The following is a 24,317-nucleotide window of genomic DNA, read 5'->3' as shown; positions in this document are numbered from 1 at the left end:
GCCGTCGGCCGGCACGCTCGAATCATCTCGGAATTTTCCGCCCGGCAGGCCCAATGCGCATCCTGATCTGTGCGAAGAACGACCTGCCGGCGCTGGTCGCGGTCAACCAGTTGGCCGATGCCCTCGCCGGCCACGACGTCACCTTCTGGCTGTCCGACATCACCCGGCCGCTCGAGCGGGAGCGCGCCGAGCTCGATCTGCTGCGCTTCTTCGAGCGCGAGCTGCCGCTGGCCTGGCTGCTGCCCCTGCGCGAGGCCGCGGGGGCGCAGGGCGCCGGGCACGGCCCCTGGCAGGACTTCGCCGCGCTCGGACGCCGGCTCGGCGCGCCGGTCCGCGTCGTGCCGCGGCTGCGCGAGGTCGAGGCCGACTTCCGGGCCCTGGCGCCGGACCTGGTGATCTCGATCCGCTTCTCGCACATCTTCCCGGCCTCGTTCCTGGAGGTGCCGCGCCACGGCATCCTGAATGTCCACCCCGGCTACCTGCCGGAATATGCCGGCCTGTTCGCGCCCTTCCACCAACTCGTCGGCGGGCGCGCCCGGATCGGCTGCACGGTGCACTACGTCGACGCCGGCATCGACACCGGCCCGGTGGTCGAGATCACCTCGCTGCCGGTCGAGCCGCGGCGCAGCCTGCAGTGGCACGTGGTCAACGTCTATCCGACGGCGATCCCGGTGCTGCGCCGCGCGATCGCGACCCTGGCCGAGGGCGGGGCCGTGCCGGCGACGCCCCAGGACCAGGGCCGCCGGACCTACTGGCACCTGCCGGACAGCGCCGAGATCGAGGCCTTCCAGCAGCGCTTCCGGCTGATCGCGCCGGACGACTTCGCCGAGATCATGGCCGGCTTCGGCCTCGGCCCCCAGGCCGTGGCGGCCGCTGAGTCGGCTGCGGCCGGCCCGGCCCGGGCGACGGCCACCTGAGCTCCGGGGGACGGGTCGAACCATGCCCCTGCCGCTGCGGCTCGCCGTCCTGATCACCCTGGTCCTGCTGACCGCGGTGCTGATCACCGCGCGCCTGAACTACGCGAAGTTCGTCCAGGTCACCGAGACGCTCGACAACAGCCGCTACACCTTCCTCGCCCAGGACCTGAAGGCGACGCTGGAGGCCAGCCTCGACCTCGGCCTGCCGCTCGACCAGATCCAGAACGCCCAGGAGGTCGTCGAGCGCCAGCGCGAGCGCTATCCCGAGATCCTGGCGATCACCGTCTTCGACGACAAGGGCCGGGTGCTCTACAACAGCGGCCGCGCCCGGCCCGACCTGGTCGAGCGGCTGCAGAAGCAGAAGGTCGTCGCCGGCGTCGCCGAAGGCGACCGGATCGCCGCGACCCCCCTGGTCAATCCCTTCGGCGCGATCGTCGGCGGCGTCGAGGTCCGGGTCTCCGCGCGCGGCGCCGACGAGCGCAACGACACCATGGTCGCCTCGCTGGGCAGCGCCGTCCTGAGCGCCGCGGCACTCGGCACCGCCGCGGTCGCGCTGATCGCGGTCGTGCTGCTGCACGGCGTGCGCAAGCGCCTGGCGCTCCAGGCCCGCATCATCGCCTCGATCGGCGAGACCGAGGCGGCGCTCGCCGCGCCGGCGGCCTCCGGGCGCTTCCACAAGGCCGCCAGCCAGGCGCTCGACGAGCTGCGCGCCGTCGAGCAGCTGGTCGAGCAGACGCGGCGCCAGGACTAGGCGATGGACCAGCCCGTCGAGAAGGCCCGCGACAGCGCCCCGAGCCGGCCGGACGGCCTCGAGGCACAGGAGCACGCGCTGATCGACGACCGCATCTGGCGGCGCGTCATCAACGCCCTGCTGGCGACTGCGGTCCTGGTGCTGCTCGCCTCGGCGCTCTGGGTCTCCCAGCAGGCCTGGCAGACCCTCGACCGGGTCCTGGTGCCGGAGTTCGACCGCGACGCGGAGCTGGTCGCGCGCACCGTCGCCTCGGAGATCGAGCGGGCCGATTCGCTCGGCATCCCCTTCGAGCAGATGCGCGGCATGACGCCGTTCCTGGCCGACTACCTGAAGCGCCACTCGGCGATCGTCTACATCGCGGTGACCGGCCCGGACGGCTCGGTCGCCTACAGCGCCGGCCGGCACCTGGACCAGCTGGAGAGCGCGGCGAAGGAGGGCGAGCTGGCGGCGCTCGACGCGCCCTCGAAGATCGTCAACCTGCCGAGCGTGCGCAACGCCAGCTACCCGCTGCTGCGCGGCGGCAAGGCCTTCGCCCGGCTGCAGGTCGGCATGGACCGCGCCTATGCCGAGCGGCAGATCGCCGACATCCGCTGGGACGTGCTGATCGTCCTGATCGTCTCGCTGCTGATCACCTTCGAGCTGCTGATCTTCGTCGTCGACCGCAACGTGCTGACCCCGCTGCGCCTGATCGAGCGGACGGTGCGCGAGGCGGCTGCCGGCGACTGGACGGTGCGGCCCTACAGCCGCGCGCGGCGCGACGAGATCGGCCGGGTCATGGGGGCGCTCGACGCGCTCAGCCACCGCATCGGCCGGGCCTACAACCGCATCGACCACGGCATGGCCGGCCTGACGCGCATTCCCGAGCCGCTGGCGCTGCGCCTGGAGGCCCTGCGCCGCTCGGTGCGCCTCGGCTTTGCCGACGAGACGGCCGGCACGATCCCGAGCCGGGTCGACGCGCGCCTGCCGCTGTTCATCTTCGTCTTCGCCGAGGAGCTGTCGCGCTCGTTCCTGCCGCTCTATGCCGAGAAGCTCTACCTGCCGATGCACCAGCTGCTGCCGTTCCTCGGCGGCGAGCTGCTGCCCGAGGACGTGGTGGTCGGCCTGCCGATCGTCGTCTTCATGGCCTTCGTCGCGCTGGCGACGCCCTTCGGCGGCACCTGGGTCGCCCGCTACGGCGCGCGGCGCGTCTTCCTGGCCGGGGCGGTCCCGGCGGTGATCGGCTATGCCGGCACGGCCGGCGCCTTCACGGTCTACGACCTGCTGGTCTGGCGCTGCCTCAGCGCGATCGGCTACGCGGTCGTGACCATCGCGGCCCAGGGCTACCTGGCGGCGACCGCCGAGCCGGGCCAGCGCGCCCGCTCGATGGCGGTCTTCGTCGGCGCGATCACCACGGCGGTGATCTGCGGCTCGTCGATCGGCGCGGTGCTGGCCGACCGCCTGGGCTACCGCGCGACCTTCCTGGTCTCGACCCTGCTGGTGCTGGTCGCCGCCCTGGTCGCGGCGAGCTACATGCACGAGCCGCGGCGCGGCGCCGGGCCGGCGCGGGCCCGCCTCGCCGAGGTCGTGCGCGCGCTCGGCAACCCGCGGTTCGCCGGCCTGATCCTGCTCGCCGCGATCCCGGCCAAGATCGCGCTGACCGGCTTCCTGTTCTACCTGACGCCGCTGTTCCTGCACTCGCTCGACGTCAGCCAGCCGGCGATCGGCCGGACGATCATGCTCTACGGCGTGTTCATGCTGGTCGGCACGCAGATCGGCGCCTGGCTCGGCGACCGCGGCGGCCGCTATGCCATGCTGGTCGCGCTCGGCGGCCTCATGACCGGCGGCGCGCTGATCGCCGTGACCTCGGTCGACCCGCGTGCCGGCATCGCGGTCGCGGTCGGGGTCTTCGGGCTGGCACAGGGCATCGCCTCGGCGCCGATGCTGGCACTGCTGCCGATCCTCTGCCCCGAGGAGGCGCGGACCTACGGCGAGACCAGCCTGGTCAGCCTGCTGCGCCTCTCGGAGCGGGTCGGCAGCGTGATCGGGCCGCTGCTGGCCGCGACATTGATCGCGACGAGCGGCTATAATGCGACGATCGCAGTGATCGGGGGCCTGTCTGCGGTGACCGCCCTGCTCTTCTATCCGTTGGCCATGCGGATCGGCCCCGCGAAGCCCGACGCCACCCGGGACAGCACGGCATGACCCTCTTCCGCCCCTCACGTCTCGTCCTTCCGCGGCCGTCGCGCCGCAGGGTGCTCGGCGGTCTCGCGGCCGGCGCCGCGACGGCGCTGCTGCCGGCCGCCGGCGGCGGCGGGCGCGCGCAGGCCGCCGACCCGACCTACAAGATCTTCATGATCACCTGGCGCGGCTGGGAGGATGCCAGCCAGGGCTTCAAGGACTATCTGGACCGGCGCGGCGTCCGCACCGAGCTGATCGTGCGCGACGCCGGACGCAGCCGCGACAAGGTCGCCGAGCACGTCCAGGAGGCCAAGGCGACCAGGCCCGACCTAGTCTACACCTGGGGCACGACGACCGCGCTGACCGCCTTCGGCAAGGTCGGCCAGGCCGATCCCGCGACCCAGATCACCGACATCCCCTCGGTCTTCACGATCGTCAGCGACCCGATCGGCTCGGACCTGGTCGAGGCCTACGACGAGCCGCGACCGAACCTGACCGGCACGCTCTACATCGCGCCGGTCGAGACGCAGCTGCGCACGATCCAGGCCTACGGCGAGTTCAAGAGCCTGGGCGCGGTGTTCAACCCGCAGGAATCCAACGCGCGCCTGACCATCGCGCAGGTCGCCAAGCTGGCCGAGCGCGACGGCTTCAGGCTGATCCAGCAGCCGGCCACGATCGACGCCAGCGGCAAGCCCGACCCGGCCTCGATCCCGGAGAAGGTGCGCGCGGTCAAGGACCAGGGCGCCGAGTGGCTCTACATCCCGCCCGACAGCTTCCTCAACGTCAACCGCGACAGCCTGACGAGCGCGGCGATGAACATCGGCCTGCCGAGCTTCGCCGGCGCCGAGAACTTCATCCGCGATTCCCACGGCCTGCTCGGCCTGGTCAGCCGCTACTACAACGTCGGCCAGTTCACCGGCTACATCGCCGAGCAGATCCTGGTCGGCGGCAAGAAGCCGTCCGAGATTCCGATCGAGAGCCTCGACCGCTTCTCCCTGCTGGTCAACATGGAGACCGCCCGCACGCTCGGCTTCTATCCGCCGATGTCGATGCTGACCATCGCGGAATTCGTCCAGGCGTGAGCATCGCCGCCCCCTCCCCGGCCTCGCGCCTGACCGGCGGCGGCGGCATCGGCCTGCGGGGCCTGGTGCTGGCGGTCGTCGTCGGCGCGCTCGCGATCGGCTCCTCGGCGCTGGCCCTGGCCGCCCTGACCGCGTTCCAGCAGACCCTGCTGACGACCGTCGACTCGCGCCTCGCCGAGATCGCGACCTCGATCGCCGGCAACGTCGAGAACGGCCTGCAGGCCGGCGTCGTGCTGCCGCAGCAGCGCCGGCTGCTCGCGGTCATGGCGGACGAGCGCGCCCAGGCGCCGGAGATCTCGACGATCCGCCTCGCCGACGACCGCGGCCGCGTGCTGTTCTCGACCAACGAGGCGGAGATCGGCGAGAACGCGCCGCCGGCGGACCGCGCGGCCGGGCCCGGCGTGGCGCGCCCCGACCTGCCGGTCGAGAAGGACCGGCCGGCGCCCTGGCGCCGGGTCGGGAAGACCGCGATCGTCTTCGGCCAGCCGCTGACCGGGCTGTTCGGCGAGCCGCTCGGCACGATCACGGTGGAGCTGCCCAAGGCAGCCTTCGAGACCCAGCGCCAGCGCTTCATGCTGAGCCTCGCGCTCGCCGCGGCGGCGATCACGGTGATCGGCGGGCTGGTCGCGGCGCTGGCGCTGGCCCTGGTGCCGCTGCCGGCGACCCGGCGGCTCGTGGCGCTGCGCCGGCGCTTCGAGGCGCTCTACACGGCGGCCGGCGAGCCGCGGCCGGTGCTGCCGGCGCTGCCGAGGAACGGCGCCGCGATCGCGCTCGCCGGACGGCTGACGCGCTTCGAGACCCGCTTCAGCCACCAGCTCGAGCGCCTGGCGGAGCGCGAGGCGGAGGTTCGCCGCCTCGACGAGACGGCGTGAGCCGGGGCCGTGGAGCGCCAGCCGTCATGATCCGGCGACCGCCGCTCGGCCTGCTGCTGTTCTGCCTGCTCGCGGTGGCGGCCGCGCTGCTCGCCGGCGCGGCGATCGTGCTCGTCGCCGTCGACCGCGCCGAGCGCCAGTTCGAGACCGTGCTCGACGAGAAGGCCCTGAGCCGCGCCCTGCGGGTCCGGCGCGACATCGACCTGGCCCTCGGCCTGCGCATCCCGCTGGCCGAGATCCGCGGCATGTGGGACTACACCGCCCAGATCCCCGCGGCCGACCCGGACATCCGCTTCGTCGCCGTCACCGACGCCGCGCTGCAGCGCCTCTACTACGGCGGCATCGGCAAGGAGCGCCTGGATCCGCTGCTCGCCGACCCGTCGCTCGAGGCTGCTGCCAGGGCCTCGCTGAAGGCTACCGTGACGCCGGCCGACGCGGTCACCATCGGGGGCTTCTCGATCGTCACCCTGCCTCTGCTGAAGGACGGCGAGCCGGTCGGCTTCGTCCTCGTCGCCGCGCAGCGCAAGCAGCTGCGCGAGCGCCTCTATGCCCAGGCCGGCAAGGGCGCGCCCCTGACCGGGCTTGCCCTGCTGCTGGTGCTCGAGCTGGCCGGCTTCGCCTATGCCGCCGGCTACCGCGAGCCGCTGCAGCGGCTCGGCTGGCTGCTCGAGGCCGCGGAGCGCTCGGACGGCAAGCAGTTCGAGCTGTCGGGCCGGCACGCCGGCGGCGAGCTCGGCGCGGCAATGTTCCGCTTCAACGCCCTGATGCACCGGGCGGGCCGACGCTCCGAGCGCTTCCTGAGCTATGCCGACGAGGTCCGCCGCGCGGTCTTCGAGCCGAGCGTTGCGGCGCAGGTCGCGGCCCAGGCCGAGCAGGCCGAGTGGGGCGCCGGCGCCGGCCGCGGCCCGCAGATGATCCGGCGCAGCGACGCCAGGCCTTCCGATCTCTGGCCGGCGCTGGTGCTCGGTCTGCTGGTCGCCGCCGCGGTGCCGATCCGTTTCGCCGGCCTGGAGGCCTGGGCCGCGCTGGCCGGCGTGCTGGCGATCGAGCTGGCCGGACTGGCCGCGGCGCTGCTCCTGCTGCCGGTCGGCCTCGGCCTGATCGCGGTTCCGGTCCTGGTCGTGCTGGCGGCGGTCATGGTCGGGACCGCGGCGCTGGCGCCCTGGCTGCTGCTCGGCCTCGCCGGCGGCCTGCTCGTCGGGCTGGCCGGGCGCTACGCGCGGGGCCACGGCCTGCGGCTCCGCCGGCTGTGGCTCGCGCTCAGGCTGCTCGTCGGCCTCGCCTGCGGCCTGCTGGCCTCGGCAGCGGCCGGCCTGATCGGCGACTCGACCGTGATGGCCGGCCTGGCCGTGGCCCTGGCGCTCGGCGCGGCCTCGATGCTGCTGCGCCCGGCCGTGTTCCGCCTCGCCTTCGCCAGCCGGCGCGGCGTCTCCGGGCAGAGCGGCGAGGCCGATTGAGATGCTGCTGCGCACGCGCATCATGCTGATCGTCATCCTGGTCGTCGCCCTGCCGATGGCCGGCATGGGCTACGCCTTCCTGCTGCGCGACCAGGCCGCAAACGAGCACGCCCAGAAGCTGCAGCTGGCCAGCTACCAGACGATCTGGGAGCAGGTCGTCGGCTCGTCGATGCGCGCCGCCCAGGCCGCGACCACGGCGCTGCTCCAGGAACCGGGCATCGCCAAGGCGCTGCGGGAAAGCGACCGCGGCAACCTCCACGTCCTGGAGGAGCGGATCCGCAAGGCGACCGCCGCCGGCACCGGCCTGCGCCGGCTCGACATCTTCACGACCGGCGGCGACCTGCTCTATTCGACCGACATCTCCTTCTTCACCCGCCTCGTGCTGCGCAACGTCGAGTGGTCCTTCTTCTGGGTCGACAGCCCGACCTACGGCGCGCGGGTGCTGGACGGCCAGCTGATCGGCATCGCCGCCGCGCCGATCGTGCTGAACGGCGGGCGCATCGGCACTTCGGTGACCACCGTCGGCCTGCACGACCAGGTCGCGCGGGTCGCCGACATCCTGGATGCCCAGCTGTTCGTCGTCGACCGCGCCGGCAAGCGCGTGATGGGCGAGGACGGCCCGCTCTGGCGGGCGATCGCCGCGACGCCCGGCGCGACCTCCGGCACCGGCAGCGGCATGATCGACGTCGAGGTCGGCGGCAAGCGCTGGCAGGTCGGCAACGTCGTGATCGCCGACGTCGGCGGTGGCCGCAGCGCCACGGTGCTGGTCGCGCACGACGTCACCGAGGCGGCCGAGCGCCACGAGCTGATCAACCTCGCGCTGCTCGCCAGCATGATCGTCGGCGCGATGGTCGTGCTCGGCCTGCTCTCGGCCTATCTGCGCGGCGCGCTGAGGCCGCTCGACGACGGCATCCAGGCACTCAACGCGCTCTCGGCCGGCGATACCGACCACTACGCCGAGCTGCCCGGCAGCCGCGACGAGGTCGGCCAGATCGGCCGGGCCATCGACGTGTTCCGCAGCGTCGCCGTCAAGGCCGAGCACGCGGCCGAGGAGCGCGAACGGCGGCGCCGGCGCCAGGCCCGCTTCATTCGGCGCCAGATGGCCATGCTGTCCGACACCCTGGACGCCGAGGCCAAGGAGGCGGCCCTGGAGGACCTGCGCCAGATCGAGGCCGCGGCCGAGGCCGAGCAGGCGGCCAGCGAGCGCGGCGAGGGCGGCGACGAGCTGGGCCTGATCGCGGTCGCCCTCGAGCGCATGACGACCCGGGTGCGCGAGCAGCAGGCCCGGCTGACCGACCTGGTCGCCGAGCTGCGCGAGGCGCTGGCCGCCAAGACCAAGCTGATCGCCCTCGAGCAGGAGCTCGACATCGCGCGATCCATGCAGCAGAGCGTGCTGCCGAGCAGCTTCCCGCCCTTCGGCAGCTTCGAGCTGGACGCCCGCATGCTGGCGGCGCGCGAGGTCGGCGGCGACTTCTACGATGTCTTCGAGATCGACGAGCGGCGTCTCGGCGTCGCCATCGCCGACGTCTCCGGCAAGGGCATCCCGGCCGCCTTCTTCATGCTGATCTCCCGGACCCTGCTGAAGGCCGTCGGCCGGGTCGGCGAGGCGCCGGCGCCGGCACTCGCCAGGCTCAACGACCTGCTCGCCGCCGACAACGAGCAGATGATGTTCGTGACCATGTTCTACGGCATCCTCGACCGCGACAGCGGCCGCTTCGACTTCGCCAACGCCGGCCACAACCCGCCGCTGATCCGGCGCGCCGACGGCTCGGTCGAGTGGGTCGAGACGGCGAGCGGCATCGCCTTGGCGGTGATGCCGGAGCTGGTCTATGAGGAGGGCTCGCTGAACATCGCCCCCGGCGACGCCCTGCTGCTCTACACCGACGGCGTGACCGAGGCCAACGACGTCGCCGGCGAGCTCTACGCCGAGGCGCGGCTCGAGGCGACGGTGGCGGCGAGCGGCGGCTGCCCGGCCCACGAGCTGGTGGAAAGGGTCTTCACCTCGGTGCAGGATTTCGCCAGCGGCGCGCCGCAGGCCGACGACCTGACCTGCCTCGTGCTGCATCGCGGGGCCGGAGCTGCAGCGGGTCCCGCGGCTCCGGGAGAAGGCTAGCGATGGCGCGCAAGGCAGCCGGACCGGCCGGCGAGGCGGTGAGCGACGAGATCCGCCTCGATCTGCGCATGGGCCAGTTCTTCCGCGCCTACGACAGGGCGCGCGCGGCGCTCGAGGCCGAGGGCGACACGCCGACGCTGCGCCTGCTGGCGGCCACCGCCCTGCTGCGGACCGGCGCGGTCGCCGAGGCGCGCGAGACGGTCGCCGCCTTCGACCGCCCGCTCGACGCGCTCGATCCCGAGCGCCCGGCCGGCGAAGCCGCCAATCTGCTCGACGACCTGGAGAGCGTTGCGCTGCTCGGCCGCATCTACCGGGCGAGCTGGCGCGAGCTCGGCGCCTCCGAGGACCTGCGCCGCGCCCGCGACCTGGAGCTGGCGCGCTTCCACCGCCACGGCGGCCTGGTCGAAGGCGCCACGGCGGCCGTGCTCAGCCGCTTCCTCGACGAGCCCCTGCGCGCCCGGGATCTCGCCCTGCTCTGCCTGTCGGCCAGAGGTCGTCGCAAGGCCAAGGCGGCCGCGCGCTTCGGCCAGGCCCTCGCCACCGCCGAGGCCCTGCTGCTGCTCGACCGCACCGAGGAGGCCGACGCGCAGCTGGCCCAGGCCGGCCGGCTGGCCGCCGGCGAGCCGACCCGCGGCGTCGAGGCGCGCCAGCACCTGCGCGACCTCGCCGGCCTCGGCGTCATCGTGCCCGAGGCGCTCTGGGCGCACTTCAAGCCGCCCGTCGTGGTGATCTTCGCGGGCGCCGCCGCCGATCTGCCCGGACAGGCCGAGCCCGTGCTGCCGCCGCAGGCCGAGGCGCCGCTGGCGACGGCCCTCGAAGACCTGCTCGAGGAGCTCGGCGCCTCGATCGGCTACTGCTCGCTGGCCGCCGGCTCGGACCTGATCTTCGCCGAGGCGATGATCCGGCGCGGCGCCGAGGTCAATGCCGTGCTGCCCTTCGAGGAGGCCGACTTCATCGCCCAGCGCGTGCGGTCCTGCGGCACCCGCTGGGTCGAGCGCTACCAGGCGGTGCGCGGGGCGGTCGCCGACGTGACGCCGGTCTGCCAGGACCTCTACCTCGGCAATCCCGTGCTGCTGCGCTTCGCCAACCAGGTGATCGACGGCCGCGCCCGGCTGCGCGCCGCCGCGCTCGACACGACACCGACCCTGGTCGCGGCCTGGGACTATCTGGCAGAGCCGCTGCCCGGCAGCGCGAGCGACTTCATCGACCACTGGGGCGACCCGGCGCGCCTGCGCATCGTCGACCTCGCCGACCTGCGCGACTCGCTGCCGCCGGACGCGCCGCTGCCGGCCGGGACGACGGACGGCGCGCCCCGCGAGGAACCGGCGGCGGCGCGGGCGCCCGGCGGCCCGACCCAGGCGGTGCGGGCCATGCTGTTCGCCGACGTCGTCGGCTACAGCACGATCCAGGACCATCACCTGCCGGCTTTCTGGGCCTTCCTGCAGGCGGTGCGCGACCGGCTCGGCGCACGGCTCGACCCGGCCGTCCACATCGGCAGCTGGGGCGACGCCCTGTTCATCGTCACCCGGTACGCCGTCGAGCTGGCCGACATCGCCGTCGGCCTGACGGAGGCCTTCGAGTCGCTCGACGCGCGCGCGCTCGGCCTGCCGGTGCGCCTGCGCCTGCGAATCGGCCTGCACGCCGGCCCGGTGTTCACCGGCAGCCATCCGCTGAGCGGCGAGCAGGTGCTCTACGGCGGCAACGTCAACCGCGCGGCGCGCATCGAGCCGATCACCGTGCCCGGGCGGATCTACGCCTCCGAGCAGTTCGTCGCCCTGCTGACCAGCGAGCACAGCGCCGCCGTGGTCGAGGCGAGGATGACCGGCGAGGCACCGCCCGCGGCCTGGGCCTGCCGCTACCGCGGCGAGCTGTCGCTGGCCAAGAACTACGGCCGTCAGGTCGTCTACGAGATCGCGCCGCCCGACGCTCCCGCGCCCTCCCACGGGACCGGCGGCGGGACGGGTGCCGCGGCGACACCCGCGGAGGCGAGCCGATGACCGCGACCTTCGAGCTGACCCTGAAGAACGACATGGCCGAGCACGCGCGCCTCTCGGCGGCGCTGGCCGACTGGGCCGAGGCCCAGGGCATCGACGCCGGCCTGGTGACGACCTTCGAGCTGGCCTTCGACGAGATCCTGGCCAACATCACCAGCTACGCCTATGACGATGGCGGCGAGCACGCGATCGAGGTGACCTGCCACTGGGACGGCTCGGCGCTCAGCGCCGAGGTGGTCGACGACGGCCGGGCCTTCGACCCGCTGGCCGCGCCCGACCCCGACCTGGAGGCCGGGCTGGACGAGCGGGAGATCGGCGGGCTGGGCCTGTTCATGGTCCGCCAGCTGATGGACGATGTCGCCTATCGGCGCGAGGACGGGCGCAACCGCCTGAGCTTCGCCAAGAAACAGGACGCTGCGTAGCAGGACAACGGGAGTCGGTGATGGAGATCAGTCAGGAAAACCGGGGCGGGCTTACCGTCGTGACCCTCAACGGCAAGCTCGACACGGTCTCGTCGCCGGAGGTCCAGGCCGCCGTGATGGCCGCCCTGGAGAGCGCCGACAAGGGGGTCGTGATCGACATGGCCGAGGTCGCCTACGTCAGCTCGGCCGGGCTGCGCGTCATGCTGATCGGCGGCAAGACCGCCAAGGCCAAGGCCAAGACCTTCCGCATCGCCGGCCTGAAGCCCGCGGTCGCCGAGGTCTTCAAGATGTCCGGCTTCGACCGCCTGCTGGAGATCCACCCCGACGTCGCCGCCGCCGTCGGCTGACGGGAGCGGTCACGCCGACCGCCGCTCGCGCTCCGGCAGGCCGCCGGCCAGCGCCTCGGCCTCGCTCTCGAACAGCTCGACCAGGGCGTCCATGACGGCGCGCACGCGCGGCACGCGGCGCAGGTCCTGATGGACGATCAGGTGCTTGGTCGAGTCGACGGCCTCGATCGGCGGGGTCAGGCGGACCAGCGAGGGGTCGGTGTCGGCCGCGAAGCAGGCGACGACGCCCAGGCCGGTGCCGGCACGCAGCGCCTCCTGCAGCACCATGGCGTCGTTAAAGCGCACCGCCGGCAGCCGGCCCTCGAGCCGGGAGAGCAGCCAGTCCTGGCCCGAGAAGTAGTGGTGCTCCTCGTCGTAGCCGACCCAGGCGCAGTCGCGGAAGCGCGCCTCGGTCAGGGCCGCCGGATTGGCGGCGACGTAGTCGCGCGCGCCGTAGACGGCGAAGGCGAAGCGGCCGAGCCTGCGGGCGATCAGGCCCGGGCTCTCGGGCAGGCAGTCGCGGATCACCAGGTCGGCCTCGCGGCGCGACAGGTTGGCCAGCAGGTGGCTGACCGCGAGCTCCAGCTCGATCTCCGGCAGGCGCGCGCGCAGGGCCGGCAGGCGCGGCGCCAGGAACTGCGCCGTGACCTCGCCCATCGAGATCCTGACGGTGCCGTGCAGCCGGTCGGCCAGCGCCGGCTGGCGCCGCGCGACGGCCTCGGCCGAGCGCTCCATCGCCTCGGCCAGCGGCAGCAGCTCGCTGCCCGCCGGGGTCGGCAGGAAGCCCTGGGGCAGGCGGTCGAAGAGCCGCGCCGACAGCGATTCCTCCAGCGCCCTCAGGCGCCGCCCCGCGGTCGGCTGGGTGACCCCGAGCCGCCGCGCCGCCGCCGAGAGCGAGCCCTCCCGCGCGACCGCCAGGAAGACCCGCATGTCGTCCCAGTTCAAGGACATGGTGTGGTGCTCCTTCCGCCTTTCGTTGGGCGCTCTGCTCGCCGTCGTCCGTTCGTCGTCCCCGCTCTGCTTCGTCGTCCCCGCTCTGCTTCGTCGTCCCCGCTCTGCTTCGTCGTCCCCGCCCCTTCCTCCGTCATCCCCGCGAAAGCGGGGATCCAGAGAAAGACGCAGTGGGCTCGGGCGGTCGACGGTCCGCGCGGGCGGCTCTGTTCTCTGGATCCCCGCTTTCGCGGGGATGACGGAAGAGGGGACGGGAAAGACGAACGGGAAACACAAAAAACGCACGAGGCGCGAGCAAGCGCCCTCAAAGTTTCCGTTTAGAGGCTATGCGAGAACGAGAATCGCGCAACATTTTTCTTCAGGCTATGCCAGACTCCGCAACCAAGGAGCGGAGCCATGTACTTCGATCGTCGCCTCTGGCCCTTCACCGAGGGCCTGCGTGGCCGCATCGCCGCGTCGGTCGCCGTCGGCCTGGTCTCCTCGCTGATCGGCGTCGCGCGGCTGGCCCTGCTCGGCTGGCTGCTCGGCCGGATCCTGAGCGGCGCGGCCCTGGCCGAGCTCTGGCTGCCGGCGGCCGGGGTCTCCGGCGTCATCCTGCTGCGCGGCCTGGTCGAGTACGGGCGCATCGACCTCGCCCACGAGACCGCGGCCCGGGTCCAGCTGGTGCTGCGCGAGCGGCTCTACGACCGCATCGTCGCGCTCGGCCCGGCCTGGTTCGGGCTGAACCGCAGCGGCGACGTCATCACCTCGCTGGTCGAGGGCGTCGAGCAGCTCGAGGTCTATTTCGGCAAGTACCTGCCGCAGCTGGTGGTCGCGGTGCTGACGCCGCTGGCGATCTTCGGCTTCGTCGCCTTCCTCGACCTGCCGGTCGCCGCCGTGCTGCTGTTCTTCGCCCTGGTGACGCTCTTCGCGCCGGCGGTGTTCCACCGCTGGGACAGCCGCAACTCGCTGTCGCGCGCCCGGGCCTACCGCGGCTATGCCGCCGAGTTCCTCGACTCGGTGCAGGGCCTGGCGACGCTCAAGGCCTTCGGCCAGAGCCGCAGCCGCGCCGCCCTGCTGGCCGAGAAGGCGCAGGAGATCTTCCGCCGCACCATGTGGGTGCTGGCGACCAACTCGCTGACCCGCGGCATCGCCGACACCGGCATCGCGCTCGGCGCGGTCGCCGCCCTGGCGCTCGGCGCCTGGCGGGTCACGCAAGGCCAGATGGGCCTGACCGCCCTGCTGGTCGTGCTGCTGCTCGGCGTCGAGGTCTTCCGCCCCTTGCGCGACCTGCGCAGCCTGCTGCACGACGCCATGCTGGCGCGCTCGGCGGCGAGCGGCATCCTGGAGCTGCTGGCCGCGGAGCCGGCGATCGCCGACCCCGGAACCGATCCCGGCACGCTCGAGCCGAGCCTCGCCTTCGAGACGGTGCGCTTCAGCTATCCCGGCGGCCGCGCCCCGGCGCACCGCGGCCTCAGCTTCCAGGTCCGGGCCGGGGAGTGGGTCGGCATCGTCGGCGCCAGCGGCTGCGGCAAGTCCTCGATCCTGCGCTTGGCTCTGCGCTTCTACGACCCACAGGAGGGCCGCGTGACGCTGGGCGGCCGCGACATCCGCACGCTCGGCTTCGAGGCCCTGCGCCGGCACTTCGCGATCGTCGGCCAGGACACCTACCTGTTCCACGGCACGGTCGCGGAGAACCTGCGCCTGGGGCGGCCCGAGGCGAGCCCGGAGGAGCTGGAGGCGGCGGCCCGGGCCGCCAAGGCCCACGACTTCGTCATGGCCCTGCCCCGGGGCTACGACACGGTGATCGGGGAACGCGGCATCCGCCTGTCGGGCGGCCAGCGCCAGCGCATCGCCATCGCCCGCGCCCTGCTGCGCGACGCGCCGATCCTGCTGCTCGACGAGGCGCTCTCGGCGGTCGACGCCGACAACGAGGCGGCGATCCAGGAGGCCCTCGACCGGCTGATGGCCGGGCGCACGACCCTGGTGCTGGCGCACCGCCTGTCGAGCGTGATCGGCTGCGACCGCATCCTGGTCATGGACCAGGGCCGGGTCGTCGAGCAGGGCAGCCACGCCGAGCTGGTCGCCGCGAAGGGGGCCTACTGGCGTCTGATGGCCGAGCAGCTGCAGGGCGGCACGGTCGAGCACGCCGACCTGCTGCCGGTCGGGCCCGCGGCCGAGGACGCGATCCTGGCGCGGAGCAACACGGCGGAGGCCCCCGAGACCGCCGAGCCCGCGGATGCGATCATCCGCGCGGAAGGCCTGAGCTGGGGCGGCGTGATCCGCGAGCTGCTGGTCTACGCCAGGCCCTGGAAGGGCCGCCTCGCCCTGACCTTCCTGTTCGGCGTCGCCCGGGTCGCCGCCTTCATCGGCGTCGGTGTCCTCTCGGCGCTCGCCGTCGCCCAGCTCAAGGCCGGCGAGCCGGTCGTCGGGATCTTCCTGCTGCTCGCCCTGCTGGCGCCGGCCGCCGGCCTGCTGCACTGGCTGGAATCCTGGATCGCCCACGACATGGCCTTCCGCCTGCTCGCGACCCTGCGCGTCCAGCTGTTCGACAAGCTCGACCGCCTGGCCCCGGCCTTCCTGGTCCGCCGGCGCAGCGGCGACCTGGTGGCCATGGCGACCCACGACGTCGAGATGGTCGAGTACTTCTTCGCCCACACCATCGCGCCGGCCTTCGTGGCCGTCGTCGTGCCCGCCGCCGTGCTGGGCACGCTGCTCGCCTTCGACTGGCGCCTCGCCGCCGTGCTGACGCCCTTCCTGGCCGTCGTCGCGCTCTGCCCGATCCTGCTGCGCCGGCGCATCGACCGGCTGGCGGCGCGGGCCCGCGAGGCGCTCGGCGAGCTCAACGCCCAGGCCGTCGACTCGGTGCAGGGCCTGACCGAGCTGCTGGCCTTCCGCCAGGCCGAGGCGCGCAAGGCCCGCTTCCTCGCCCTGGCCGGGCGCCACCATGCCCTGCGCCGGCCGTTCTTCCGCGAGCTGACGGCCCAGGCCGCCGGCATCGAGGTCGCGACCGCGCTCGGCGGCCTCGCCATGGTGCTGACCGGCGCCGTGCTGGCCCGCGCGGGAGTCGTCGACGCGGCGCTGCTGCCGCTCTTCACCCTGATCGCCATGGCCGCCTTCCTGCCGGTCTCGGAGATCGCCGAGGTCGGCCGCCAGCTCGCCGACACCCTGGGCGCGACGCGCCGGCTCTACGCCGTCTACCACGAGCCCGAGCCGGTGACCGACGGCCCGCTGGACGAGATCCCGGGGGCGGCCGCTCTCGAGCCCGGGGGCGGCGCCGAGATCGTCTTCGAGGGCGTCGGCTTCACCTACCCCGGCCAGCCGAACCCGGCGCTCAGCGAGGTCGCCTTCGCGGTGCCGGCCGGCAGCTCCTTCGCCCTGGTCGGCGGCTCGGGCGCCGGCAAGACCACCGTCGCCCAGCTGCTGCTGCGCTTCTGGGACCCCCAGGCCGGCCGCATCCGGCTCGGCGGCCGCGACCTCGCGGACTACCGGCTCGACGCCCTGCGCCGCGGCGTCGCCCTGGTCGCCCAGGACACCTATCTCTTCAACGACACGCTGGAGGCCAACATCCGCCTCGCCCGGCCCGAGGCGACGGCGGAGGAGCTCGGCCGCGCGGTCCGCCAGGCCCACCTCGACGAGCTGGTCGACGGCCTGCCAGAGGGCCTGGCGACGAAGGTCGGCGAGCGCGGCGTCGCCCTGTCGGGCGGCCAGCGCCAGCGCGTCGCCATCGCCCGCGCCTTCCTGAAGGACGCGCCGGTCCTGGTGCTCGACGAGGCGACCTCGCACCTCGACGCGCTCAGCGAGCAGGCCGTGCACCATGCCCTGACCGAGCTGATGAAGGACCGCACGACCCTGGTCATCGCCCACCGCCTCTCGACGGTCCGCGAGGCCGACCGTATCCTGGTGCTTGAGCAGGGCCGCGTCGTCGAGCAGGGCCGCCACGACGAGCTGCTGGCCCGGCGTGGCAGCTACGCCCGCCTCGTCGCCCGGCAGCTCGGCGCGGGGCGCAGCGCCGAGACCCGCGCCGCGGAGTGACCCCGGCCGGGATGGGGCGTTCGGACGCAGGGGAATGCCCTGCGCCGGGGCACACATGCAGCCTGACCATTGCCGCCCGACCCGGGGGGCAGCCGAGACGACGCCGGACGACCCCGCTGGGCGGGGCGGGAGAGCGACGTGGCACAGGATCAGCGCACGGCGGAAACGCCGAACGACGCCCCGCCGGCCGGCGCCGGGCCCGGCGAGGCGCAGGGCCTGAGCGAAGCCGAGGCGGCGCGGCGGCTCGCGCAGTACGGCGAGAACGCCCTCGCCGAGCATCACGTCGGCGCCCTGGAGCGGCTGCTGCGCTTCTTCTGGGGGCCGATCCCCTGGATGATCGAGATCGCGGCCCTGCTCTCCGCGCTCCTCGGGCACTGGGGCGACCTCGCGATCATCCTGGCGATGCTCTTCATCAACGCCGGCGTCGGCTTCTGGCAGGAGTTCAAGGCCGACAACGCCATCGCGCTCCTCAAGCAGCGCCTGGCGCTCAAGGCGCGGGTCAGGCGCGACGGCGCCTGGAAGGACATCGAGGCGCGCCTGCTGGTGCCCGGCGACCTCGTGCTGGTGCAGCTCGGCAACGTCGTCCCGGCCGACCTGGAGCTGACCGGCGGCGACTACCTGAGCGTCGACCAGTCGGCGCTGACCGGCGAGTCCCTGCCGGTCGACAAGAAGGTCGGCGACCCGGCCTATTCGGGCTCGATCGCCAAGCAGGGCGAGATGACCGGCGTCGTCACGGCGACCGGCATGAAGACCTACTTCGGCAAGACCGCCCATCTCGTCGAGCAGGCCCGCAGCGTCTCGCATTTCCAGCGCGCCGTGCTGCGCATCGGCAACTTCCTGATCCTGGTCACCGTCGGGCTGGTGCTGGTCATCGGGCTCGCCGCCCTGTTCCGCCGCGACCCGCTGCTCGAGACGCTGCAGTTCGCCCTGATCCTCACCGTCGCCTCGATCCCGGTCGCGCTGCCGGCGGTGCTGTCCGTCACCATGGCGGTTGGCGCCGAGCAGCTGGCGCGGCTGAAGGCCATCGTCTCGCGCCTCGTCTCGATCGAGGAGATGGCCGGCATGGACGTGCTGTGCAGCGACAAGACCGGCACGCTGACCAAGAACGAGCTGACCCTGGGCGAGCCGCAGCCGGCGCCGGGCGTCGAGGCCGGGGAGCTGCTGCTGGCGGCGGCCCTGGCGTCGCGCCGTGAGGGACCCGACGCGATCGACGCCGCGATCCTCGCCGGCCTGCCCGCCGGCCGGAGCCTCGACGGCTACGCCGTCCGGAAGTTCCTGCCCTTCGACCCGGTCTCGAAGCGGGCGGAGGCCGAGATCGACGGCGACGGCAGGCGCTTCTCCGTCGCCAAGGGCGCCCCGCAGGTGATCGTCGAGCTCTGCGCGCCCGACGACGGGCAGCGCAAGGCGATCGCCGCGCGCGTCGACCGGGACGCGGAGAAGGGCTTCCGGACCCTGGGCGTCGCGCGCCGCGACGAGGCGGGCGGCTGGCGCTTCCTCGGGCTGGTGCCGCTGTTCGATCCGCCGCGCGACGACAGCGCGGAAACCATCGCGGCGACCCGCGCCATGGGCGTCGACATCAAGATGGTCACCGGCGACCACGAGGCCATCGCCAAGGAGATCGCGGGCAAGCTCAAGCTCGGGCAGAACATCGTCGTCGCCGAGGACGCCTTCGGCAAGGACGGCGCCGCACCCGCGCTCTCGCGCATCGTCGAGGCCGACGGCTTCGCCCGGGTCTTTCCCGAGCACAAGTTCGGGATCGTCAAGGTGCTGCAGGGCGCCGGCCACATCGTCGGCATGACCGGCGACGGGGTGAACGACGCGCCGGCGCTCAAGCAGGCGGACATCGGCATCGCGGTCAGTGGTGCCACCGACGCGGCGCGCGCCGCCGCCGACCTGGTGCTGACCGCGCCGGGCCTGTCGGTGATCACGACGGCGATCGAGGAGGCGCGCCGGATCTTCGAGCGGATGACCGGCTACGCGATCTACCGCATCGCCGAGACCATGCGCCTGCTGCTGTTCATGACCGCCAGCATCCTGATCTTCAACTTCTACCCCGTCACCGCGATCATGGTCGTGCTGCTGGCGCTGCTCAACGACCTGCCGATCATGATGATCGCCTACGACAACGCGCCGGTGGCCCCGCGCCCGGTGCGCTGGGACATGGCCCGGGTCCTGGTCATCGCCTCGGTCCTCGGCATCTACGGCGTGATCGAGAGCTTCGGCCTGTTCTGGATCGTGCGCGACTACCTGCAGCTGTCGCAGCCCGTGGTCCAGGCCCTGATCTTCCTGAAGCTGCTCGTCTCGGGCCACATGACGATCTACCTGACGCGCAACAGCGGGCCGGTCTGGGAGCGCCCCTGGCCGAGCTGGAAGCTCGTCGTGCCCGCCGAGCTGACGCAGCTGGCCGGCACGCTGGTCGTCGTCTACGGCCTGTTCATGGCGCCCACCGGCTGGCGCCTCGCGCTGCTGGTCTGGGCCTACGCCCTGGTGTCCTTCCTGGTCGCGAGCGGGGTCAAGATCGCCACCTACCGCCTGATGAACCATCACGTCCGCCCGTCGCGCCATCTCGCGCGCGTCGAGAGCCACGTGTCGGCCTGAGCGCGAGCGCCGGCCGGAACCGAAGGGAACGACGATGCCGAGGAAGCGTCCGGTCAAGGCTGCGGAGCTGTCGCTCGCCAGCGTGCCCGCCTTCTGGCCGATGGCGATGGCGGCGACGCTGGTCGAGGAGGGCGCCGAGCTCTACGCCAGGAACCTCAAGTTCGTCGAGGAGGAGATCCGGATCCACGACGAGCTCCGGCCACGGCTCGCGACGCCGAACCGCAAGCGGCTCGAGCTGCGGACCATGGTGCTGCGCGACTACGGCAGGCAAGGCGGGATTCCGACGCTCGTCGACGCGCCCCACGCCGGCCATACGGCGATGATCGCCGACTACCACAAGGGCCAGAGCCTGATCGCGACCCTGCTGGCCAACGGCGTCGGCCATGTCGCGCTGACCGACTGGAAGCCGGCCAGCGAGGACATGAAGGACCTCGAGATCGACAACTACCTGGCCGAGATGGTCGTCGCGATCGACGATCTCGGCGGCCGCGTGAACCTGGTCGGGCTCTGCCAGGGCGGCTGGGTTTCCGCGATGCTGGCGGCGCGCTTCCCGGACAAGGTCAACTCGCTGGTGCTCGCCGGCTCGCCGATCGACACCGACGCCGGCGACGGCCCGATCAGGCGGATGGTCCAGGATTCGCCGCTGTCGTTCTACAAGGAGCTCGTCGAGCTCGGCGGCGGCCTGATGAAGGGCAAGTTCATGCTCCAGGGCTGGAAGAACATGCATCCGGAGGAGCACTACTTCCAGGAGCACGTCGACCTCTACGAGCACGTCGACGACCCGGCCTACCTCGCCAAGAAGGAGGCCTTCGAGCGCTGGTACGAGAACCCGATCGACCTGCCGGGGCGCTGGTACCTGCAGGTCATCTCCCAGCTCTTCAAGGAGAACCGGCTCGCCAAGGGCAGCTTCGTCGGGCTCGGCCGCCGCCTGAGCCTGCGGCACGTCGGCTGCCCGGTCTATCTGCTGGCCGGCGAGAGCGACGACATCACCACCCCGGAGCAGGTCTTCGGTGCCGAGCGGCTGCTCGGCACGCCGCCGGCGAAGATCGAGAAGAAGCTGGTGCCCGGCGGCCACATCGGGCTGTTCATGGGCTCGCGCACCCTCGCCGAGACCTGGCCCGGGATCGCCCGCTGGATCTGCAGCTGCAGCTAGCAGACGGGGCGGCCGCGGCCGGCGCCCCCGCTACTGGGCGTTGGCCTCCTCGATGTAGGCCCGGAAGCCGTTCAGGTCGGCGTCCTGCAGGCGCACCGGGAAGGCCTGCGGCGGGGCCAGCGGATTGACCTGCTTCCCGTCGAGCAGGACCTCGTAGTAGAGGTGCGGCCCGGTCGCGAGGCCGGTGCTGCCGACATAGCCGATGACCTGCCCGCGCTCGACGCGGCTGCCCCTGTGCAGGCCGTGGGCGAAGCCCGAGAGATGGGCGTAGGCGGTCTCCAGGCTGCCGTCGTGGCGCAGCCGGATGTACTCGCCGTAATTGCCGCGCCAGCCGATCGTCTCGATGACGCCCTTCGCGGCCGCGCGGATCGGCGTGCCCTTGGGCGCGCCGAAGTCGACTCCCTTGTGGAAGCGCCGGCCGCCGAGCACCGGATGGATCCGCCAGCCCCAGGGCGAGGTGACCGGCGCATCGCCGAGCGGCCGGTCGAGATCGAGCAGGGCGACGCCCTTGCCGTCCTCGTGGACCAGGGCGACCAGGGAGCGGTCGACCTGGTAGCGGTAGACGCGGTGCCGCTTGTGGCCGTCGTCCAGCTCGGCGTAGCGCAGCTCGGCGCTCCGCCTGCCGCCGTGGACCGAGGTCAGCTCGTAGACGAGGTCGTACTTCGACTCCCGCGAGGGCTTGCGCGGCGCGTCCGGGTCGTAGCGGAAGGCGAGAGAGACCTCGCGGACCAGGTCGGCCGGCACCGACGCACGGCGCAGGGTGGCGGCGAAGTCCCGCCCGACGCGGCCGGAGACCTGGTGCACGCTCAGCTGGACGTCGTTCGAGGGCACGGCGTTCGAGGACGCGGCGGCCTCGGCCGTGGTGCCGCCGGACAGGTCGATGGTCAGATCCTCGGCGGCGCTCAGCTCGAGGTGCAGGGAGCGCACGACGGCCCCCTTGGCGCCCGGCTCGACGACCAGCCGGACCCGGTCGCCCGGCCGCAGGCTGCGCGGATCGAAGAGGTCGCCCAGCGCGTCGATCACCGCCGCGCGGCTGTGCGCCTCGACCCCGGCCCGGCGGAGCAGGCGATAGAGGCTGTCGCCCCGGCCGACCTCCAGCACCCGGGTCTGCGCGGCCGCCGCCTTGGCGACGGCGGCCGGATCCGCCGCGGCGGCCGGCTGCCCGAACGGCCGCCCCGACAGGCTGCCGAGCGCGAAGAGGCCCAGGGACAGGCCGAACGTCAGCCACAAGGCGGCGGAAGCCGGCCGGCCCCAGCCGCGCCGTTCCTGCAATTCCGGATGCTTCAAGTCTCTCCCCCGATCGCTTTCCTGCCAGGCGGCGGGCTCCCGTCCCGATCGACCGCCGCCTGCCCCCTGGGTACCGCGGCGGCCGCCGCAGCACCACGAGTCAGATGGCCGCATCGGGCCGGCCGAAGATGCGGATCCGCGACAGGCCGCCGTCCGGATGCAGGTTGACCTTGACCTGGTCGACCGGCCCCAGCGCGGCGAGCCGCCCGGCGTCGAAGCCGTGCAGGCTGTCGGCCGCCATGCGCTGCGGCGCCAGCAGCTGCGGCCAGAACTGCGCCTGGGTGACCAGCACCTCGGCGGGCAGCTCGGCCCCGACCAAGGCGGCCTGCAGCGAGACTTCGTGCGGGAAGTTGCCCTTGTAGTGGGCGGTATCGAGCTCGATCCGCTCGACCGTGCCGGGCGCCGCCAGGGCGAGGATCAGCCAGTCGTGGCCGGGCTCGCGCCGGCGCCGGGTCTCCCAGCCGTCGCCCATGTCGCGGCCGCGGCCCTCGCTGAGCACCGCCCAGAGGTCGCCGTAGTGGGCGTCGTTCCAGGCGATCGGCCGGCCGCCGCGCTTCAGCGCCGACAGCTCGATCGCGCCCTCGCCCGAGAGGTCGGGCACGACCCGGCCGTAGACGCGAAGGCGCGCGAGGCCGCCGTCGGGATGCTGGTGCACGCGCAGCCAGAGCCAGGGCCCCGACGCCGCGGCCTCGGCGAAGTGGTGCGCCGAGGGGCCGAGGCGGAAGGGCGCCAGCACCGGGCGCCAGTCGGCCTCGCCCGGCTCGCCGCTGCAGTCCGCGCCCTCGATCGAGACGGCCGGCGGGTAGTTGCCGGTGAAGTGCGAGGTGTCGAGGTCGAAGCCGCTGACCGTCCCCGGCACGCCGAGCCTGAGCACCGCCCAGTCGTGGCCGGCGTCGCGCCGCCGCCGGCTCTCCCAGCCGTCCATCCACTTGCCGAAGTCGTCGTAGACGCCCGGCTTGAAGACCGCGGGTCCGTCGGCGAGCATCCGCTCGGCGGCGCCGAAGGAGTCGTCGGAGCAGGCGACGACCGCCGTGCCGAGGCGCGGCGAGGCCAGGTTGACCGCGCCGCGGGTGAAGTCGGGCAGCGCCGCCGGCGCCGGTGCGATGATGTCGGTCACGGGTCCGAAGGCCCCCTGCTTGCGTTTTGCCGCTGGCCAGCGCAGCGGTTCCGCGCGACCCTACGCCAGCCGCCGCGTCCCGCTCCAGAGCCCAGAGGCACCATGCAGCGCTTTCTCGATGCCGAGCCCCTGACCGCCGCCGCCTTCGCGCCCTTCGGCGCGGTGATCGAGGCGCGCGACGAGACTTCGGTCCCGATCAACCAGGGCTACACCACACGCTTCCACGCGCTGGCCACAGCCGAGACGGGGGCCGACGGGCAGGCGATCCTGTCGCTGTTTCGGGCCCGGCCGCGCCCGCCGCAACTGGCCATGCTCGAACGGCACCCGCTGGGCACCCAGGCTTTCGTGCCGCTCGGCGGCCGGCCCTGGCTGGTCGTCGTCGCCTCGGCCCCGTCGGGCGACGCCTGCCGCGCCTTCCTCGCGAGCGGCGACCAGGGCGTGCAGTATGCCGTCGGCACCTGGCACCACCCGCTGCTCGCCGTCGAGCCCCAGGACTTCCTGGTCGTCGACCGCGCCGGCCCCGGCGAAAACCTGGAGAAGGCGGCGCTGCCGGAGCCGGTGACGCTGAGGTGGTGAGGCGGGGCGGTCGCGCCCTCGCGTCCCTCGGCAGGCTCGGCTTCCCCGACAGACATCCCCGCGCTCCTCTTCCGTCATCCCCGCGGAAGCGGGGATCCAGAGCGGCCCGCTCGGACCCCGCGGCCCCTGGATTCCCGCCTTCGCGGGAATGACGGAGAAAGGAAGACCTACCAGGCTGCGGAAATAGGAGCGATTTTCCGCGCCGGCGGGCTCAGATCGGGGCTGTCGGCGAGGGGATGTGGGCCGTTGCCCTGGTTTTGCGGTCGCTTTCTGGTGTTTCGGCCTGCTTCGGACGGAGTCCTGGCCCGCTCAGGTCGCAGCGAGCAGCTTGGGCAGCCTGACCAGGTTGTAGGCGGCGACGCGCAGGGTGAACATCCAGCCGACGCGCGCGAGGCCGCGATGGCGGGTCTTGCGCAGGCCGCCGGTGGTCTTGATCCAGCCGAAGGCCTCTTCGATGCGCTTACGCAGGCGCTGGCTGACGGCATAGCCGGGGTGGCGGGTCGTGCGTCCGTCGACGGCCGAGCGCCGCC

18 protein-coding genes are annotated in these 24,317 nt (G+C 73.1%); 14 read left to right on the top strand and 4 right to left on the bottom strand.

Translation table 11 applies throughout. The annotated features are described in order from the left end of the window. Positions 1-53: 53 nt before the first annotated feature. The 10 genes from B9O00_RS29665 to B9O00_RS29620 are packed head-to-tail and all read left to right on the top strand — an operon-like array spanning position 54 to position 12,112. Complete coding sequence (locus B9O00_RS29665) at positions 54-917, top strand: formyltransferase family protein (protein ID WP_085126637.1); 864 nt, start codon at positions 54-56, stop codon at positions 915-917. A gap of 22 nt (positions 918-939) precedes the next feature. Then, positions 940-1,668 (top strand): PDC sensor domain-containing protein, encoded by a 729-nt coding sequence (locus B9O00_RS29660; protein ID WP_085126636.1) that lies wholly within the window; start codon positions 940-942, stop codon positions 1,666-1,668. 3 nt (positions 1,669-1,671) lie between these two features. Next, positions 1,672-3,849, top strand: a complete 2,178-nt coding sequence (locus B9O00_RS29655) for an MFS transporter (protein ID WP_085126634.1) — start codon at positions 1,672-1,674, stop codon at positions 3,847-3,849. After that, entirely contained in the window at positions 3,846-4,907 is a 1,062-nt protein-coding gene (locus B9O00_RS29650) for an ABC transporter substrate-binding protein (protein ID WP_085126632.1), read from the top strand. Before B9O00_RS29655 ends, B9O00_RS29650 begins: the two co-directional genes overlap by 4 nt. Continuing rightward, positions 4,904-5,779, top strand: a complete 876-nt coding sequence (locus tag B9O00_RS29645; RefSeq protein ID WP_085126630.1) for a cache domain-containing protein — start codon at positions 4,904-4,906, stop codon at positions 5,777-5,779. Before B9O00_RS29650 ends, B9O00_RS29645 begins: the two co-directional genes overlap by 4 nt. A 26-nt stretch (positions 5,780-5,805) precedes the next feature. After that, the gene (locus B9O00_RS29640) at positions 5,806-7,236 is read left to right on the top strand and encodes a hypothetical protein (RefSeq protein WP_085126628.1); all 1,431 of its coding nucleotides are present in this window, start codon (positions 5,806-5,808) and stop codon (positions 7,234-7,236) included. A 1-nt stretch (position 7,237) separates the two neighbouring features. Further along, complete coding sequence (locus B9O00_RS29635; RefSeq protein ID WP_085126626.1) at positions 7,238-9,349, top strand: SpoIIE family protein phosphatase; 2,112 nt, start codon at positions 7,238-7,240, stop codon at positions 9,347-9,349. 2 nt (positions 9,350-9,351) lie between these two features. After that, entirely contained in the window at positions 9,352-11,346 is a 1,995-nt protein-coding gene (locus tag B9O00_RS29630; protein ID WP_085126624.1) for an adenylate/guanylate cyclase domain-containing protein, read from the top strand. Next, the gene (locus B9O00_RS29625) at positions 11,343-11,765 is read left to right on the top strand and encodes an ATP-binding protein (protein ID WP_085126622.1); all 423 of its coding nucleotides are present in this window, start codon (positions 11,343-11,345) and stop codon (positions 11,763-11,765) included. Before B9O00_RS29630 ends, B9O00_RS29625 begins: the two co-directional genes overlap by 4 nt. Before the next feature lie 20 nt (positions 11,766-11,785). After that, a complete protein-coding gene (locus B9O00_RS29620; RefSeq protein ID WP_085126620.1) occupies positions 11,786-12,112 on the top strand; it encodes an STAS domain-containing protein in 327 nt (108 codons plus the stop codon). A gap of 9 nt (positions 12,113-12,121) precedes the next feature. Here the strand turns inward: B9O00_RS29620 and B9O00_RS29615 are convergent, their stop codons facing one another. Beyond that, positions 12,122-13,042 (bottom strand): LysR family transcriptional regulator, encoded by a 921-nt coding sequence (locus B9O00_RS29615; protein WP_085126618.1) that lies wholly within the window; start codon positions 13,040-13,042, stop codon positions 12,122-12,124. A 396-nt stretch (positions 13,043-13,438) separates the two neighbouring features. On the opposite strand from B9O00_RS29615, the gene B9O00_RS29610 reads away from it, so the two are divergent. From B9O00_RS29610 to B9O00_RS29600, 3 genes are all read left to right on the top strand, one after another. Further along, positions 13,439-17,056: an ABC transporter ATP-binding protein gene (locus B9O00_RS29610; RefSeq protein ID WP_085126616.1), complete on the top strand. Its 3,618-nt coding sequence runs from the start codon at positions 13,439-13,441 to the stop codon at positions 17,054-17,056. Between the two features lie 138 nt (positions 17,057-17,194). Next, a complete protein-coding gene (locus B9O00_RS29605; RefSeq protein ID WP_085126614.1) occupies positions 17,195-19,654 on the top strand; it encodes a plasma-membrane proton-efflux P-type ATPase in 2,460 nt (819 codons plus the stop codon). A 34-nt stretch (positions 19,655-19,688) separates the two neighbouring features. After that, complete coding sequence (locus tag B9O00_RS29600) at positions 19,689-20,807, top strand: alpha/beta fold hydrolase (RefSeq protein ID WP_085126613.1); 1,119 nt, start codon at positions 19,689-19,691, stop codon at positions 20,805-20,807. Positions 20,808-20,837: 30 nt separating this feature from the next. Here B9O00_RS29600 and B9O00_RS29595 read toward each other — a convergent pair whose 3' ends face one another. Together B9O00_RS29595 and alc are read right to left on the bottom strand one after the other, a co-directional pair. Beyond that, positions 20,838-22,037, bottom strand: a complete 1,200-nt coding sequence (locus tag B9O00_RS29595; protein ID WP_143596400.1) for a M23 family metallopeptidase — start codon at positions 22,035-22,037, stop codon at positions 20,838-20,840. Positions 22,038-22,194: 157 nt separating this feature from the next. Then, positions 22,195-23,211: an allantoicase gene (gene alc, locus B9O00_RS29590; RefSeq protein ID WP_089229849.1), complete on the bottom strand. Its 1,017-nt coding sequence runs from the start codon at positions 23,209-23,211 to the stop codon at positions 22,195-22,197. Positions 23,212-23,313: 102 nt separating this feature from the next. On the opposite strand from alc, the gene B9O00_RS29585 reads away from it, so the two are divergent. Continuing rightward, on the top strand, positions 23,314-23,787 hold the full coding sequence (locus B9O00_RS29585) for an ureidoglycolate lyase (protein ID WP_085126607.1): 474 nt from the start codon (positions 23,314-23,316) through the stop codon (positions 23,785-23,787). A 309-nt stretch (positions 23,788-24,096) separates the two neighbouring features. Here the strand turns inward: B9O00_RS29585 and B9O00_RS29580 are convergent. Next, on the bottom strand, positions 24,097-24,317 hold a 221-nt coding region (locus tag B9O00_RS29580; protein WP_143596399.1), incomplete at its 5' end, for a transposase.

The sequence above is a fragment of the Tistlia consotensis USBA 355 genome, assembly GCF_900177295.1.
Lineage (GTDB): Bacteria > Pseudomonadota > Alphaproteobacteria > Kiloniellales > DSM-21159 > Tistlia > Tistlia consotensis.
The sequence above is the reverse complement of the archived record's forward strand: the minus strand, read 5'-3'. Positions and strand labels throughout refer to the sequence as shown.

Excerpts from the sequence above, each read along its gene's own strand:
- B9O00_RS29665 (WP_085126637.1), top strand. The coding sequence starts at position 54 with ATGCGCATCCTGATCTGTGCGAAGAACGACCTGCCGGCGCTGGTCGCG.
- B9O00_RS29660 (WP_085126636.1), top strand. The coding sequence starts at position 940 with ATGCCCCTGCCGCTGCGGCTCGCCGTCCTGATCACCCTGGTCCTGCTG.
- B9O00_RS29655 (WP_085126634.1), top strand. The coding sequence starts at position 1,672 with ATGGACCAGCCCGTCGAGAAGGCCCGCGACAGCGCCCCGAGCCGGCCG.
- B9O00_RS29650 (WP_085126632.1), top strand. The coding sequence starts at position 3,846 with ATGACCCTCTTCCGCCCCTCACGTCTCGTCCTTCCGCGGCCGTCGCGC.
- B9O00_RS29640 (WP_085126628.1), top strand. The coding sequence starts at position 5,806 with ATGATCCGGCGACCGCCGCTCGGCCTGCTGCTGTTCTGCCTGCTCGCG.
- B9O00_RS29635 (WP_085126626.1), top strand. The coding sequence starts at position 7,238 with ATGCTGCTGCGCACGCGCATCATGCTGATCGTCATCCTGGTCGTCGCC.
- B9O00_RS29630 (WP_085126624.1), top strand. The coding sequence starts at position 9,352 with ATGGCGCGCAAGGCAGCCGGACCGGCCGGCGAGGCGGTGAGCGACGAG.
- B9O00_RS29625 (WP_085126622.1), top strand. The coding sequence starts at position 11,343 with ATGACCGCGACCTTCGAGCTGACCCTGAAGAACGACATGGCCGAGCAC.
- B9O00_RS29620 (WP_085126620.1), top strand. The coding sequence starts at position 11,786 with ATGGAGATCAGTCAGGAAAACCGGGGCGGGCTTACCGTCGTGACCCTC.
- B9O00_RS29615 (WP_085126618.1), bottom strand. The coding sequence starts at position 13,042 with ATGTCCTTGAACTGGGACGACATGCGGGTCTTCCTGGCGGTCGCGCGG.
- B9O00_RS29610 (WP_085126616.1), top strand. The coding sequence starts at position 13,439 with ATGTACTTCGATCGTCGCCTCTGGCCCTTCACCGAGGGCCTGCGTGGC.
- B9O00_RS29600 (WP_085126613.1), top strand. The coding sequence starts at position 19,689 with ATGCCGAGGAAGCGTCCGGTCAAGGCTGCGGAGCTGTCGCTCGCCAGC.
- B9O00_RS29585 (WP_085126607.1), top strand. The coding sequence starts at position 23,314 with ATGCAGCGCTTTCTCGATGCCGAGCCCCTGACCGCCGCCGCCTTCGCG.